At 47.3% G+C, this 12,910-nt stretch carries 17 protein-coding genes; all 17 read left to right on the plus strand.

The genetic code is table 11. The features are described from left to right. The first annotated feature begins 374 nt into the window (after window positions 1-374). The 17 genes from fusA (at window position 375) to rplE (ending at window position 12,867) form a co-directional block, all read left to right on the plus strand. On the plus strand, window positions 375-2,522 hold the full coding sequence (gene fusA, locus ACX0G9_RS28205) for an elongation factor G (RefSeq protein ID WP_459068331.1): 2,148 nt from the start codon (window positions 375-377) through the stop codon (window positions 2,520-2,522). A gap of 178 nt (window positions 2,523-2,700) precedes the next feature. Beyond that, entirely contained in the window at window positions 2,701-4,920 is a 2,220-nt protein-coding gene (locus ACX0G9_RS28210; protein WP_459068332.1) for a S9 family peptidase, read from the plus strand. Window positions 4,921-5,052: 132 nt separating this feature from the next. Beyond that, entirely contained in the window at window positions 5,053-5,358 is a 306-nt protein-coding gene (gene rpsJ, locus ACX0G9_RS28215; RefSeq protein WP_459068333.1) for a 30S ribosomal protein S10, read from the plus strand. Window positions 5,359-5,702: 344 nt separating this feature from the next. After that, window positions 5,703-5,975: a hypothetical protein gene (locus ACX0G9_RS28220; RefSeq protein ID WP_459068334.1), complete on the plus strand. Its 273-nt coding sequence runs from the start codon at window positions 5,703-5,705 to the stop codon at window positions 5,973-5,975. After that, window positions 5,956-6,573 carry a 50S ribosomal protein L3 gene (rplC, locus tag ACX0G9_RS28225; RefSeq protein WP_459068335.1) on the plus strand — a complete coding sequence of 206 codons (618 nt, stop codon included), beginning with the start codon at window positions 5,956-5,958 and terminating at the stop codon, window positions 6,571-6,573. Before ACX0G9_RS28220 ends, rplC begins: the two co-directional genes overlap by 20 nt. Window positions 6,574-6,603: 30 nt before the next feature. Beyond that, window positions 6,604-7,245: a 50S ribosomal protein L4 gene (gene rplD / locus ACX0G9_RS28230; RefSeq protein WP_459068336.1), complete on the plus strand. Its 642-nt coding sequence runs from the start codon at window positions 6,604-6,606 to the stop codon at window positions 7,243-7,245. A 64-nt stretch (window positions 7,246-7,309) separates the two neighbouring features. Then, entirely contained in the window at window positions 7,310-7,609 is a 300-nt protein-coding gene (gene rplW, locus ACX0G9_RS28235; RefSeq protein ID WP_459068337.1) for a 50S ribosomal protein L23, read from the plus strand. Window positions 7,610-7,716: 107 nt separating this feature from the next. Further along, window positions 7,717-8,559 (plus strand): 50S ribosomal protein L2, encoded by an 843-nt coding sequence (gene rplB, locus ACX0G9_RS28240; RefSeq protein ID WP_459068338.1) that lies wholly within the window; start codon window positions 7,717-7,719, stop codon window positions 8,557-8,559. 41 nt (window positions 8,560-8,600) lie between these two features. Then, window positions 8,601-8,873 carry a 30S ribosomal protein S19 gene (rpsS, locus tag ACX0G9_RS28245; RefSeq protein ID WP_459068339.1) on the plus strand — a complete coding sequence of 91 codons (273 nt, stop codon included), beginning with the start codon at window positions 8,601-8,603 and terminating at the stop codon, window positions 8,871-8,873. A 52-nt stretch (window positions 8,874-8,925) separates the two neighbouring features. Then, complete coding sequence (rplV, locus tag ACX0G9_RS28250; RefSeq protein ID WP_459068340.1) at window positions 8,926-9,285, plus strand: 50S ribosomal protein L22; 360 nt, start codon at window positions 8,926-8,928, stop codon at window positions 9,283-9,285. A 25-nt stretch (window positions 9,286-9,310) separates the two neighbouring features. Next, window positions 9,311-10,168 carry a 30S ribosomal protein S3 gene (gene rpsC, locus ACX0G9_RS28255; RefSeq protein WP_459068341.1) on the plus strand — a complete coding sequence of 286 codons (858 nt, stop codon included), beginning with the start codon at window positions 9,311-9,313 and terminating at the stop codon, window positions 10,166-10,168. 69 nt (window positions 10,169-10,237) lie between these two features. Continuing rightward, the gene (rplP, locus tag ACX0G9_RS28260; RefSeq protein ID WP_459068342.1) at window positions 10,238-10,657 is read left to right on the plus strand and encodes a 50S ribosomal protein L16; all 420 of its coding nucleotides are present in this window, start codon (window positions 10,238-10,240) and stop codon (window positions 10,655-10,657) included. A 79-nt stretch (window positions 10,658-10,736) separates the two neighbouring features. Continuing rightward, on the plus strand, window positions 10,737-10,949 hold the full coding sequence (rpmC, locus tag ACX0G9_RS28265) for a 50S ribosomal protein L29 (RefSeq protein ID WP_459068343.1): 213 nt from the start codon (window positions 10,737-10,739) through the stop codon (window positions 10,947-10,949). Window positions 10,950-11,103: 154 nt separating this feature from the next. Next, the gene (rpsQ, locus tag ACX0G9_RS28270; protein ID WP_459068344.1) at window positions 11,104-11,361 is read left to right on the plus strand and encodes a 30S ribosomal protein S17; all 258 of its coding nucleotides are present in this window, start codon (window positions 11,104-11,106) and stop codon (window positions 11,359-11,361) included. 118 nt (window positions 11,362-11,479) lie between these two features. Further along, window positions 11,480-11,848, plus strand: a complete 369-nt coding sequence (rplN, locus tag ACX0G9_RS28275; RefSeq protein WP_459068345.1) for a 50S ribosomal protein L14 — start codon at window positions 11,480-11,482, stop codon at window positions 11,846-11,848. A 111-nt stretch (window positions 11,849-11,959) separates the two neighbouring features. Beyond that, complete coding sequence (rplX, locus tag ACX0G9_RS28280) at window positions 11,960-12,298, plus strand: 50S ribosomal protein L24 (protein ID WP_459068346.1); 339 nt, start codon at window positions 11,960-11,962, stop codon at window positions 12,296-12,298. After that, a complete protein-coding gene (gene rplE, locus ACX0G9_RS28285; RefSeq protein ID WP_459068347.1) occupies window positions 12,298-12,867 on the plus strand; it encodes a 50S ribosomal protein L5 in 570 nt (189 codons plus the stop codon). Before rplX ends, rplE begins: the two co-directional genes overlap by 1 nt. The last annotated feature ends 43 nt before the right edge of the window (window positions 12,868-12,910 follow it).

The raw sequence follows: 12,910 nt of genomic DNA on the forward strand, positions 1-12,910 counted from the left end.
GACAAGGTCACAAAGGCCGGAGGCCAATAATTAGCGGAATAAGCGAATAGAGTTATATTTCAATAACTCCAATGAGCCCTTGTGACAAGGTCACAAAGGCCGGAGGCCAATAATTAGCGGAATAAGCGAATAGAGTTATATTTCAATAACTCCAATGAGCTTATTGCACATTTCAGAAAATATTTAATTACCTTTGCGCACCGAATTTATAAGGAGGATACTGGCCAATGGAATTTTTCAGATAAAATAAAACAGGGTCAATAGTTTTGCTGCCCGGGCGGGAGTGTAGAGAGATTATGGAGGGAAATGGCACAACTAAAAGAGAATGAGGGGTTTAGGATTAATTAAACGGTTTAACTTTTTAATATATAACAATGGCAGACTTAAAATTTCAAAGGAATTTCGGTATTGCGGCACATATCGATGCCGGCAAGACCACTACTACCGAGCGTATTTTGCGCTATACGGGGATGATCCACAAGATCGGTGAGGTTCATGACGGTGCAGCTACCACCGACTGGATGGAGCAGGAAAAAGAGAGAGGTATTACCATTACCTCTGCTGCTGTGAGCTGTGTATGGAATTTTCCTACCGATAAGGGGAAGGTGGATGCCAATACAAAAAAATATAATTTCAATATCATCGATACTCCGGGTCACGTTGACTTTACCATTGAGGTAGAGCGTTCCATGCGCGTACTGGATGGTCTGATCGCCCTATTTTCCGCCGTTGATGGGGTAGAGCCTCAGTCAGAAACCGTTTGGCGCCAGGCCAACCGTTACAAAGTTCCCCGTATCGGCTTCGTCAACAAGATGGACCGCAGCGGTGCTGACTTTTTGATGGTGGTCAAGCAGGTAAAGGAAATGCTGGGAGCCAAGGCCGTTCCATTGCAGCTGCCGATCGGCGCTGAAGATGATTTTGCCGGTGTGGTGGATCTGATCAAGATGAAAGGTATTATCTGGCACATGGAAACCGAAGGGATGACCTTCGATGAAATTCCTGTACCGGAAGATATGCTGGAAGAAGCAAATGAGTGGAGAGCGAAACTGGTGGAAGCCGTCGCGGAATACGATGATACCCTGATGGAAAAATTCTTTGAAGATCCCAATAGCATTACGGAAGATGAAATGCATGAGGCTATCCGTAAAGCTACGGTAGACCTGAGCATCGTTCCGATGATGTGCGGTTCGTCATTCAAGAATAAGGGTGTACAAACAGCCCTGGATGCCGTTTGCCGTTACCTGCCTTCCCCGCTGGATATCGATGATATACAGGGTACTGATCCAAACACGGGCGAGATCGTTACGCGTAAGGCCAATGCAAAGGAACCTTTTGCAGCGCTGGCCTTTAAGATCATGACCGATCCTTTCGTAGGTCGTCTTGCCTTCTTCCGGTGTTATAGCGGTCATCTCGATGCAGGTTCTTATGTATTGAACGTAAGAAGCGGCAAAAAAGAGCGTATCAGCCGTATCATGAAGATGTTTGCCAACAAACAGAACCCGATCGATTTTATCGAAGCGGGAGATATCGGTGCAGCGGTTGGTTTTAAAGAAATCAAGACCGGTGATACCCTTTGCGATGAAGATCATCCCATCACGCTGGAAAATATGTTCATCCCCGAGCCGGTTATTGCCGTAGCGGTTGAACCCAAGACCCAGGTTGACGTCGATAAGATGGGTATGGCCATTGCCAAACTGGTAGAAGAAGATCCTACCTTACGCGTAAATACAGACGAAGATACCGGTCAGACCATCCTGCGTGGAATGGGAGAACTGCACCTGGAAATCATTATCGACCGTATGCGTCGTGAATTCAAAGTAGAAGTTAACCAGGGTGCTCCCCAGGTTGCCTATAAAGAAGCCTTCAATGCTACGATCGAACACCGTGAAGTGTTGAAGAAACAAACGGGTGGTCGTGGTAAGTTCGCAGACATCCAGTTCGCGATCGGACCGGCTGACGCAGAATGGCTGAAAGAAAACGAAGGAAAACATTTCCAGTTCGTGAACGATATCTTTGGCGGATCCGTTCCCAAGGAATTCATCCCTGCGATCTCCAAGGGTTTTGAAACATCGATGGGTACAGGCGTTCTGGCCGGGTATCCCCTGACCAGCATGAAGGTGCGGGTGTTCGACGGCAGCTACCATGATGTAGATTCCGATGCCATGAGCTTTGAAATCTGTGCCAGATCCGGTTTCCGTGAAGCAGGTCGCAAGGCAAAGCCTATTCTGCTGGAACCTATCATGAAAGTGGAAGTACTGACTCCCGACCAATATATGGGAGATGTAACCGGTGACCTTAACCGTCGTCGTGGTATCCTGGAAGGTATGGACAGCCGTGCCAACCTGCAGGTAATCAAGGCCAAGGTTCCTTTGAGCGAAATGTTTGGGTATGTTACCCAACTGCGCTCCATGAGCTCCGGCCGTGCTACCTCCACCATGGAATTCTCTCACTATGCTCCTGCTCCGAATAACGTAGCGGAAGAAGTGATCGCCAAGGTGAAAGGCAGAAAAGTGAACGCATAAGATCATTTTTATAAAGTTTAGAAAAGACCCGTCCCCAAAGGCGGGTTTTTTTTGCCTTGTGCTATATCTTCCAGGGATGCCTGGGTGGTTTTGCAAACCTTGCCGCACCGTTGGTCCAGTTTGTTGCTCAGATCTCGATGGATTATACTAATTTCCGCGCCTAAAAAATCACACTCTTATGTTATCTGCTGCACGAACTTTTTTTCTGCGGGGAATGGCCTCCTTCACGGTTCTTTTACTTTGCCTGTTTTATAATGCCGCCTTTGCCCAGCCCGGTTCTACAGATTTGAAATGGATCAATAACGGTCACTCCTTTTACAAGGCCGGATCCGGAGAGATCCTGCGGGTCGATCTGCCGGATAATAAAGAGACGGCCGTTGTAACCAGGGAGCAGCTGATCCCTTCCGGCCGCAGCAAACCGCTGGATATCAGGAATTTTGCCTTTTCCGAAGACGGAAAAAAACTCCTGATCTTTACCAATACCCAACGGGTATGGCGCTATAATACCCGGGGTGATTACTGGGTCCTGGATCTGTCCTCCCATGCCCTGAGACAGCTGGGTAAGGATCGTCCTGCCTCTTCTCTTATGTTCGCCAAATTCTCCCCTGATGGAAACAAGGCCGCTTATGTGAGCGAACATAACGTATACGTGGAAGATCTTGCCGGCGGCCAGTCTAAAAGCCTGACCTCCACGAACGGCACTCCAAAACTGATCAACGGGACCTTCGATTGGGTCTATGAAGAGGAATTGGATTGCCGGGATGGGTTCCGCTGGAGTCCCGACGGTCAGAATATCGCCTACTGGCAGATCGATGCCAACCAGATCAAGGATTACCTGATGCTTAATACGACAGATTCCGTTTATCCCTTTGTCGTGCCGGTGGAATACCCGGTGGTAGGGCAGGCCCCCTCACCCTATAAGATCGGCGTGGTGGATGTTTCCTCGGGAACGACCAAATGGATGGATATCCAGGGCGATCCCCGGCAGACCTATCTGCCCAGGATGGAATGGGCCGCTAATTCCACGGAACTGATCCTGCAGCAGTTGAACAGGAAACAGAATGAAAGCAAGATCCTCACCAGTAATATTGCCACCGGCAACACCACCCAGCTTTATGCGGAGAAAGACAGTGCATTTTTCGAATGTAAAGGCTCCTGGCAGGACGGGGTAGTTGCGGGTTGGGACTTTATCAATGGAGGAAAGGAATTTATATGGGTGACCGAAAAAGACGGATGGCGCCATATTTATCGTATAAGCCGGGATGGGAAAAAGGAGACGCTGATCACCAAAGGGAATTATGATATAACCACGGTGAGCCTGATCGACGAAAAGAATAACTATGTGTATTTTATCGCCTCTCCGGAAAATGCCACCCAACGATATCTTTATCGTACCCGCCTGGATGGTAAAGGAAAGCCTGAACGGATCACACCGGCGGGCCAGCCTGGTACCCATGAGTATGAGATCTCCCCGGACGCCCAGTTTGCCATGCATAATTTCAGCAATGCCAATACCCCCTCTATCCAGGAATGGATTAGTGTACCAGGCCATGTTGCCCTGGCTAAGGGGGTAGATATCAATGCAAAGATAGCCCAGACGGCTGCTCATAAAAAAGTAGAATTCTTTACCGTAAGGACGGTTGACGGGGTGGAAATGGATGGCTGGATGGTAAAACCCGACCATTTCGACAGTACTAAAAAGTACCCTGTCGTGTTCTATGTGTATGGAGAACCGGCCGCCCAGACGGTACTGGACCAGGAAGGTGCAGGGGTTAATTTCCTTTATGCCGGGGATATGGCTGCCGACGGATATATCTATATGAGCCTGGATAACCGGGGAACGCCTGCTCCCAAGGGGCGGCAATGGCGCAAATCTATCTATCGCCAGATCGGCCGGCTGAATATCCGGGATCAGGCTATGGCGGCTAAAGAGGTCCTGAAATGGTCCTTTGTGGACAACAGCCGGATAGCCGTATGGGGATGGAGCGGGGGAGGAGCAACCACCCTTAATCTCCTTTTCCAATACCCTGATCTCTACCAGACCGGCATTGCGATAGCTGCCGTCAATCACCAGCAGTCTTATGACAATATTTACGAAGAACGGTATATGGGACTAATCCCTGAGAATCAGGAAGATTATGAGAAGGCTTCCCCCATGACCTATGCTAAAGGGCTGAAAGGTAATTTGTTATATATCCATGGAACAGGGGATGATAATGTACATTACCAGAATGCCGAATTGCTGCTCAATACTCTGATCAAGTACAATAAGGTTTTCCAGTACATGTCCTATCCCAATCGTTCACATGGCATTTATGAGGGGGAAGGAACCCGGAGACACCTGGCTACCTTGTATACGGATTACCTGAAAAAGAATTGCCCGGGTGGTGGGCGCTGAGGTAATTGACTATCTTTATTGCCTGGAAACAAAAAAAAATTAAAAATGTCCCAAATTTGGGGCATTTTTCTTTTGTAAATAAAAAACTTACGCATACCTTTGCATCCCCATTCGAAAAATGGGATTTGGCTTATGTCTCAACGAATCAGAATCAAATTACAGTCGTACGATCACAATTTGGTAGATAAATCTGCTGAGAAGATCGTTAAAACAGTTCGTAGTACAGGTGCAGTGGTAACGGGTCCTATTCCTTTACCTACTAAGAAGAAAATCTTCACCGTTCTGCGTTCTCCGCACGTGAATAAGAAAGCTCGTGAGCAGTTCCAACTGCATACCCACAAGCGTTTGTTGGATATCTATACGTCCTCTTCCAGGACCGTAGATGCCCTGTCCAAACTGGATCTGCCTTCAGGGGTAGATGTTGAGATCAAGGCCTAAGTACGCCGCCCCCCAGGGCTCCGCCCGTAACCTTCATGAAGCTTCGCTTCACCCGGTTACCGCAGGGAGGCCTAAGGGAATGAATCGATTTTAAGTTCTTTATATATCCATCTATAAACTTCCGGATAACCGAGGTTCGCGCCAGCGAAACGAAGGTTAAGAGCGCCGCTCTCCGGAATAAAATAGCGCTGGAGCCCAGATCTCTCACCCCCCAGCCCCTAAAGGGGGAGCAGGAAAGGCAGAGAGACGCTCAAAAACCCTGAAAAGGGCCATTTTTCTGAAAGAGAATTTAATTTCTCCCACAGGATACCATTCCAACTTAAACGGAATGCGGAGCGGAAAAATTGGGGCAACTAATTAGTAAATTCTCTTCCTTTCTCCTCCGGGAGAAAGAAGGGGTCACATATGAACAAGCCATTCAGGGTTTGTTTACTGCCGGTACTTCTGTCTTTCCGGACCCGCACAAGGCGGATAAAGAAAGACTAAAAGAAAAGGTCGGCTGCAAACGAAGGATTGAAAACGTAGACCGCTTCTGTAACACCAATACAGTAAGTCTTCGAGTTGTCCTCATACCCGATGGCATAAACTTTAAAATAAATGAAAGGTCTTATTGGTAAAAAAATCGGGATGACCAGCATCTTCAGTCCTGACGGCAAGCAAACAGCTTGCACGATCATTGAAGCAGGTCCTTGTGTCGTCACACAAGTCAAAACAAAGGACACAGATGGCTACACCTCCGTTCAGTTAGCATTTGGTGAAAAGAAAGAAAAGCACACTACTCAGGCTGAAAAGAATCACTTCGTAAAAGCCAGCACTTCCCCCAAACAGTTTGTAAAAGAATTTCGCAATTTTTCCATAGAAAAGAATCTTGGTGAAGCGATCACCGTTGAGATTTTTACCGAAGGCGACAAAGTAGAAGTTGTCGGTACTTCAAAAGGTAAAGGTTTTCAAGGGGTCGTTAAACGTCATGGATTCCATGGTGTGGGTCAGCAGTCTCACGGTCAGCATGACCGTCAGCGTGCTCCCGGTTCCCTCGGTAACTCTTCCGATGCTTCACGTGTAATGAAAGGTGTCCGCATGGCCGGCCGTATGGGCGGTGACCGTGTAAAGGTGAAAAGCCTGAAGGTCGTTAAGATCTTCGCGGAAAAAAATTACATCCTGGTGAGTGGATCGGTACCTGGCCACAACGGATCAATTGTCTTAATTCAGAAGTAACTCAGAAGTAACTTTTTTAAAGTAATTACAATGGAAGTATCAGTACTAAATATACAAGGGAAAAAGACCGGCAGAACGGTAGAGTTGTCCGAAGAGATCTTCGGAATCGAGCCGAATGACCATGTGATCTACCTTGCCGTCAAACAATACCTTGCCGCACAACGCCAGGGTACGCACAAAGTGAAGACCCGCATGGAAGTGAAAGGTTCCAGCAAGAAGCTTCATCGCCAGAAGGGAACAGGAGGAAGCCGTAAAGGTAACCTGCGTAACCCTCTTTATAAAGGTGGTGGTACTATCTTCGGACCTAAACCCCACGGTTATGATTTTAAATTGAACCGCAGGGTGAAAGACCTGGCTAAGATGTCAGCGCTGGCCTACAAAGCCAAAGGAAATGCCATCGTCGTGGTTGAAGATATCAAACTGGATACCCCAAAGACCAAACAGTTCTCCGAAGTGCTGAAGAGCCTGGAGATCGCCGGTAAGAAGGTCCTGTTCGTTCTCCCTGAATCTAACGATAACGTATACCTGAGTTTGCGCAATATTCCAAGAGTTGAAGGTACTTTGCTGGCAGATATCAATACTTATGATATCGTGAATGCAGATGTACTCGTTCTCTCTGAATCTGCTGCGATAGCATTTGCAGAAGATGCACTGGATGAAGTAAAAGCTTAGACCGCCGGCTCCCGGTCGGGAGTGGAGGGAAAAGATGTTTGATAATTAAGAAAAAATTGAGAAAATGAAACTTTCCGAAGTTTTAGTAAAACCGATACTGACCGAAAAAGCAAATGCCCAGCAGGAAAAACTGCGGAGATATGCTTTCCGTGTCAACCGTAAAGCCAACAAACTGGAAATCAAGAAAGCCGTTCAGGATTTCTACGGAGTAACAGTGATAGATGTGAATACTGCTGTTGTGCCAGGTAAGAACAAGACCCGCTTTACAAAGGCAGGATATGTACAAGGTCGTAAACCAGCCTTCAAAAAGGCCCTGGTAACTGTAGCCGAAGGCGAAACGATCGATTTATATGCTAGCATCTAGTATGTAGGCTTCCTTAACTCCCCCTTTAGGGGGTTGGGGGGAACAAAGAATGGCGGTCAGACGCCGCAAAGGATTGACAATTTTTTAAAAAGAATAAGAAACGAAAAATGGCACTGAAAAAATACAAGCCGATTACCGCAGGGACACGCTGGAGAATTGGAAATGCGTATGCCGAGATTACGGCAGATAAGCCGGAGAAGAGCCTTCTTGATAAAGTGAAATCTACGGCAGGTAGGAACTTTCAGGGTAGGAGAGCTATGCGGTATATGGGTGGTGGTCACAAAAGGATGTATCGTATCATCGATTTCAAAAGAAGCAAGAAGATCGTCCCCGGGACAGTTGCTTCTATCGAGTACGATCCGTACCGTACAGCCTTTATTGCATTGATTCATTATGCCGATGGTGAAAAAAGATATATTCTGGCTCCCCAGGGTCTGCAGGTCGGAACCGTTGTTCTGTCCGGTGACAGCGTTGCTCCTGAATTAGGAAATGCACTGCAACTGAAAAGCATGCCTTTGGGTACCAATGTGCACAATATTGAAATGCAGCCCGGTCAGGGTGGTAAATTGGTCCGCAGCGCAGGAACTTCTGCTCAATTGACCAATAAGGAAGAAAAATATGCCGTCCTGAAAATGCCTTCCGGCGAACTGAGAAAAGTATTGATCAATTGTTATGCTACCGTAGGGGTGGTATCCAACAGCGATCACAGTTTGCAGAGCATGGGTAAAGCAGGTCGCAACCGTTGGAGAGGTATTCGTCCAAGGACAAGAGGTGTAGCGATGAACCCGGTAGATCATCCGATGGGTGGTGGTGAAGGTAAAGCATCCGGTGGTCAGCCACGCTCCAGGAACGGTCAGTACTCAAGAGGTCTGAAAACCCGTACCAAAGGAAAGGGCAGTGACAAGATGATCATTCAGCGCCGGGATGGGAAAAAATTACCAAAAAGGTAGATCTGTTTTTTAATTAAAAAATCACAAATTAACTCATTCATATGGGTCGTTCAATTAAAAAAGGTCCTTACGTAGACGCCAATCTGGAAGAAAAGATCCTGTCTATTAATGAAGGAACATTAAAGAAAGGGGTGATCAAAACCTGGAGCCGCCGTTCTACTATTACCCCCGATTTCGTGGGTCATACGCTGGCGGTACATAACGGTAACAAGTTCATTCCCGTGTATGTAACGGAGTTCATGGTAGGGCATAAATTGGGAGAGTTCGCACCTACCCGTAATTTCAAAGGACATTCAAGTAAGAAAATCGCATAACATAGTTTGTGGGTCCGGGTCACTCCGGTACCATAGACCGTAAACCAATAAAATGGAAGCAGTAGCTAAATTGAGAAATTATCCGACATCGCCCCGTAAAATGCGTTTACTGGCTGATGAGATCCGTGGGATTCATGTAGAGAAAGCCCTGGCTTTGCTCGAGCATCACCCGCAACATTCTTCTACTCCGCTGCACAAGTTGCTGTGGTCTGCCGTAAAGAACTGGGAACAGAAGAATGAAGGCCAGAGCGCTGCCGATGCAAGCCTGGTTGTAAAGACGATCTTCGTTGACGGTGCAAGAACCCTGAAACGTATGCGCCCTGCTCCGCAAGGAAGAGGGTACCGTGTCCGCAAGCGCAGCAATCACGTGACAATCATTGTTGATGAAAAAGTTCTTGATTTAAAAAAATAATTGATAAAACTTATTAAATCATAATATGGGTCAGAAAACAAATCCTATCGGGGCCAGGTTAGGGATCATCAGGGGTTGGGAATCCAACTGGTATGGCAGCAAAAAAGATTATGCCTTCAAGTTGATCGAGGACAACAAGATCAGGACCTACCTGAATGCCCGTATCAATAAAGGTGGGATTGCCAAAATCGTTATCGAGCGTACGCTGAACAAACTCATCGTAACGATCCATACTTCCAAGCCCGGTATCATCATCGGTAAAGGTGGGGGTGAAGTAGACCGCATCAAGGAAGAGCTGAAGAAGCTTACCGGCAAAGATGATGTGCAGATCAATATCCTGGAGATCCGTCGCCCGGAATTGGATGCCAATATCGTCGGAGACACGATTGCGCGTCAGATCGAAAACCGTATCAATTACAAACGTGCCATTAAAATGGCTATCGCTTCTGCTCTCCGTATGGGTGCTGAAGGGATCAAAGTAAAAGTTGCCGGTCGTTTAGGCGGTTCTGAAATCGCCCGTACCGAAGAGATCAAACAAGGACGTACTCCTTTACATACTTTACGTATGGACATCGATTACGCCAATGTTTTCGCCCTTACGGTTTACGGAAAGATCGGTATCAAGGTATGGATCTGTAAAGGTGAAGTACTGGCTAAGAGAGACCTGAATCCCAACTTCGTAGGCGGTAAGACCGATGTAAGCGACAGAAGGGAAAGAAGGGAAGACGGACATGGCGGCGGCGGTCATCACCGTGATGACAGAAGAGGCGGACCAGGCGGCGGCGGCGATAGAAGAGGCGGCGGCGGTGGTGGTGGTGAAAGAAGAGGCCCCGGTGCTGGCGGCGGTGACAGGAGAGGCGGCGGTGGTGGCGGAAGGCACTAAACCCCCCAGCCCCCTAAAGGGGGAGTAGATAAAAGACAAGAAAAATAAGTAACCGGAAAATAATTTAAGATGTTACAACCCAAAAGATCGAAGCATAGGAAAGGACAAAAAGGCCGCATTCGCGAGACGGCTAAAAGAGGAAGTTCTATTTCCTTTGGTTCATATGCTTTGAAATCGCTGGAAGCGATCTGGCTGACCAACCGTCAGTTGGAAGCTGCCCGTCAGGCCCTGACCCGTGCTATGAAGCGTGAAGGAAATGTGTGGATCCGGGTATTCCCCGATAAGCCTATCACCAAGAAGCCCCAGGAAGTGAGAATGGGTAAAGGTAAAGGTAACCCTGAGTATTGGGCGGCCGTCGTTGAACCAGGTCGTATCCTTTTCGAAGCAGATGGTGTTCCCTTGGCCGTAGCCAAGGAAGCGTTGGAACTGGCTGCACAGAAACTGCCGATCAAGACCAAATTCATCGTCCGCAGGGATGTAGTGGTATAGGAGGAAAGCGGACCGCAAGGTCCGCGTATGCCCGGGAGATGAAACAATTATAAACAGAACACAGTAAAACCGACATACAATGTCAAAGAAGCTTGATTTTGTAAAAAGCCTGAAGGATCTGACTGAAGCCGATCTGAAAGCACGTATCCAGGAAGATGAATTGCGCCTGAAGAAACTGGAATTTGCGCATGCCATTTCTCCTCTGGAAAACCCGATGAGCATCCGCCACCTGAGGAAGGATGTTGCCCGGTTGAAAACCACCCTGGCTCAGAAAACGCTAAAGGAAGCGTAAGCTTCCTGGCCGAAGGCCAAGAAATCGGATGTTTGCGGGTGAAGCGCCACCTTTCAGAAAGCGCGTCAACCGCAAACCCCAAGCATAATCGAATACGAATTGTCCGGCCAGGTCAGGAGGCGGGACTGTAAATAAAAAGCTAAAAGCTAAAACAATGGTTGAAAGAAATTTGCGTAAAACAAGGATCGGCGTTGTAAAAAGCAACAAGATGGATAAAACCGTCACCGTCACCGTCGAAAGAAAGGTGAAACATCCTATCTATGGTAAGTTCGTAAAAAAGACTACCAGCTTCCATGCTCATGATGAAAAGAATGAGTGCACCATCGGTGATGTCGTAAGGATCATGGAAAGCCGTCCGTTAAGCAAAACCAAGCGCTGGCGCCTGGTAGAAGTTATCGAAAAAGCCAAGTAGTTCTGATAGCTGCAAGCTGCGGGCTACAAGCCGCAAGCTAAAGGCTGTTGACAAAGAATAGTATTAACAATAATTTTTCAGGCTTGCAGCTTGCGGCTTGAAGCTAAATGCTCAAATAATGATTCAGCAAGAAAGCAGACTAAATGTAGCTGATAACAGTGGTGCCAAAGAAGTGTTGTGCATCCGGGTATTGGGAAACAGCGGACAGGACTTCGCCGGTATAGGCGATAAGATCGTGGTTACCGTGAAAGATGCACTGCCCTCCGGCGGTATTAAGAAAGGTACGGTTGCCAAAGCGGTAATTGTACGTACCAAGAAAAAATTGCGTCGTAAGGATGGTTCTTATATCCGGTTCGATGATAACGCTGTTGTATTGTTGAATGCATCGGATGAACCCCGCGGTACGCGTATTTTTGGGCCAGTAGCCAGGGAACTGCGTGACAAGGGATACATGAAGATCATCTCCCTGGCTCCTGAAGTGCTGTAGAGACCCCCTAACCCCCTAAAGGGGGAATAGAGGAAAAAGATCTTTAAAAGAACAAATAGAAATATAAATTTTAATAACGCCTCCCTTTAGGGAGGAAGGGAGGGTAATAAAATGAGTAACAGATTCAAACCGAAGTTTAATATTAAAAAAGGTGATAGCGTGGTAGTGATCACCGGTGACGACAAGGACCCCAAGAAGGCCCGGAAAGTTCTGGAAGTCCTTACCGAAAAGAACAAACTCCTGGTTGAAGGAGTGAATATCGTCACCAAACACACCAAACCTTCTGCACAGAATACCAAAGGTGGTATCGTGAAGCAGGAAGCTCCGATCCATATCTCCAACGTGCTGTTGTGGGATGCCAAGACCGGTTCTGCTACCAAAATAAAACGTTCCAGGGAGAATGGAAAATTAGTTCGCATATCTAAAAAATCTGGGGAGGTAATCAAATAATGAGCACAGAAAAATACACTCCGCGTCTGGCAGAAAAGTACACCAAAGAGGTAGTACCTGCCCTCATGAAAAAATTCGGATATAGCAGCATCATGCAGGCTCCGAAATTGGAAAAAATCTGTCTTAACCGTGGTGTGAACGGCGCCGTGACAGATAAGAAACTGGTTGATGTCGCCGTAGACGAACTGACGATGATCACCGGTCAGAAATCAGTCTCTACCCTTTCCAAGAAAGATATCTCCAATTTCAAGCTTCGTAAGGCTATGCCGATCGGAGCCCGTGTCACGCTGCGTGGCGTAAAGATGTATGAGTTCCTGGATCGCCTGGTCTCTACCGCTTTGCCCCGTGTAAGGGATTTCAAAGGGATCAATGAAAAATCGTTTGATGGCCGCGGTAATTATACCCTGGGTATCACCGAGCAGATCATCTTCCCTGAAGTTGACATCGACAAGGTAAACAAGATCACCGGTATGGACATCACTTTTGTGACCACCGCCGGAACCAACGAAGAAGCGTTCGAACTGCTGAAAGAGCTGGGTATGCCTTTCCGTGGTGTGAAGAAAGATTAAAATTGTTGTGATTGCTAATTGTGATTTGCTTTAAATTTTAAAA

This window comes from Flavitalea flava (genome assembly GCF_054461575.1).

What these genes read in the sequence shown, in the direction of transcription:
- rplW (WP_459068337.1), top strand. Translation starts at nt 7,310, where the DNA reads ATGAAACTTTCCGAAGTTTTAGTAAAACCGATACTGACCGAAAAAGCA.
- rpsJ (WP_459068333.1), top strand. Translation starts at nt 5,053, where the DNA reads ATGTCTCAACGAATCAGAATCAAATTACAGTCGTACGATCACAATTTG.
- rplN (WP_459068345.1), top strand. Translation starts at nt 11,480, where the DNA reads ATGATTCAGCAAGAAAGCAGACTAAATGTAGCTGATAACAGTGGTGCC.
- rpsC (WP_459068341.1), top strand. Translation starts at nt 9,311, where the DNA reads ATGGGTCAGAAAACAAATCCTATCGGGGCCAGGTTAGGGATCATCAGG.
- fusA (WP_459068331.1), top strand. Translation starts at nt 375, where the DNA reads ATGGCAGACTTAAAATTTCAAAGGAATTTCGGTATTGCGGCACATATC.
- rpsQ (WP_459068344.1), top strand. Translation starts at nt 11,104, where the DNA reads ATGGTTGAAAGAAATTTGCGTAAAACAAGGATCGGCGTTGTAAAAAGC.
- rplX (WP_459068346.1), top strand. Translation starts at nt 11,960, where the DNA reads ATGAGTAACAGATTCAAACCGAAGTTTAATATTAAAAAAGGTGATAGC.
- rpsS (WP_459068339.1), top strand. Translation starts at nt 8,601, where the DNA reads ATGGGTCGTTCAATTAAAAAAGGTCCTTACGTAGACGCCAATCTGGAA.
- rplB (WP_459068338.1), top strand. Translation starts at nt 7,717, where the DNA reads ATGGCACTGAAAAAATACAAGCCGATTACCGCAGGGACACGCTGGAGA.
- rpmC (WP_459068343.1), top strand. Translation starts at nt 10,737, where the DNA reads ATGTCAAAGAAGCTTGATTTTGTAAAAAGCCTGAAGGATCTGACTGAA.
- rplD (WP_459068336.1), top strand. Translation starts at nt 6,604, where the DNA reads ATGGAAGTATCAGTACTAAATATACAAGGGAAAAAGACCGGCAGAACG.
- ACX0G9_RS28210 (WP_459068332.1), top strand. Translation starts at nt 2,701, where the DNA reads ATGTTATCTGCTGCACGAACTTTTTTTCTGCGGGGAATGGCCTCCTTC.
- rplV (WP_459068340.1), top strand. Translation starts at nt 8,926, where the DNA reads ATGGAAGCAGTAGCTAAATTGAGAAATTATCCGACATCGCCCCGTAAA.
- rplE (WP_459068347.1), top strand. Translation starts at nt 12,298, where the DNA reads ATGAGCACAGAAAAATACACTCCGCGTCTGGCAGAAAAGTACACCAAA.
- rplP (WP_459068342.1), top strand. Translation starts at nt 10,238, where the DNA reads ATGTTACAACCCAAAAGATCGAAGCATAGGAAAGGACAAAAAGGCCGC.
- rplC (WP_459068335.1), top strand. Translation starts at nt 5,956, where the DNA reads ATGAAAGGTCTTATTGGTAAAAAAATCGGGATGACCAGCATCTTCAGT.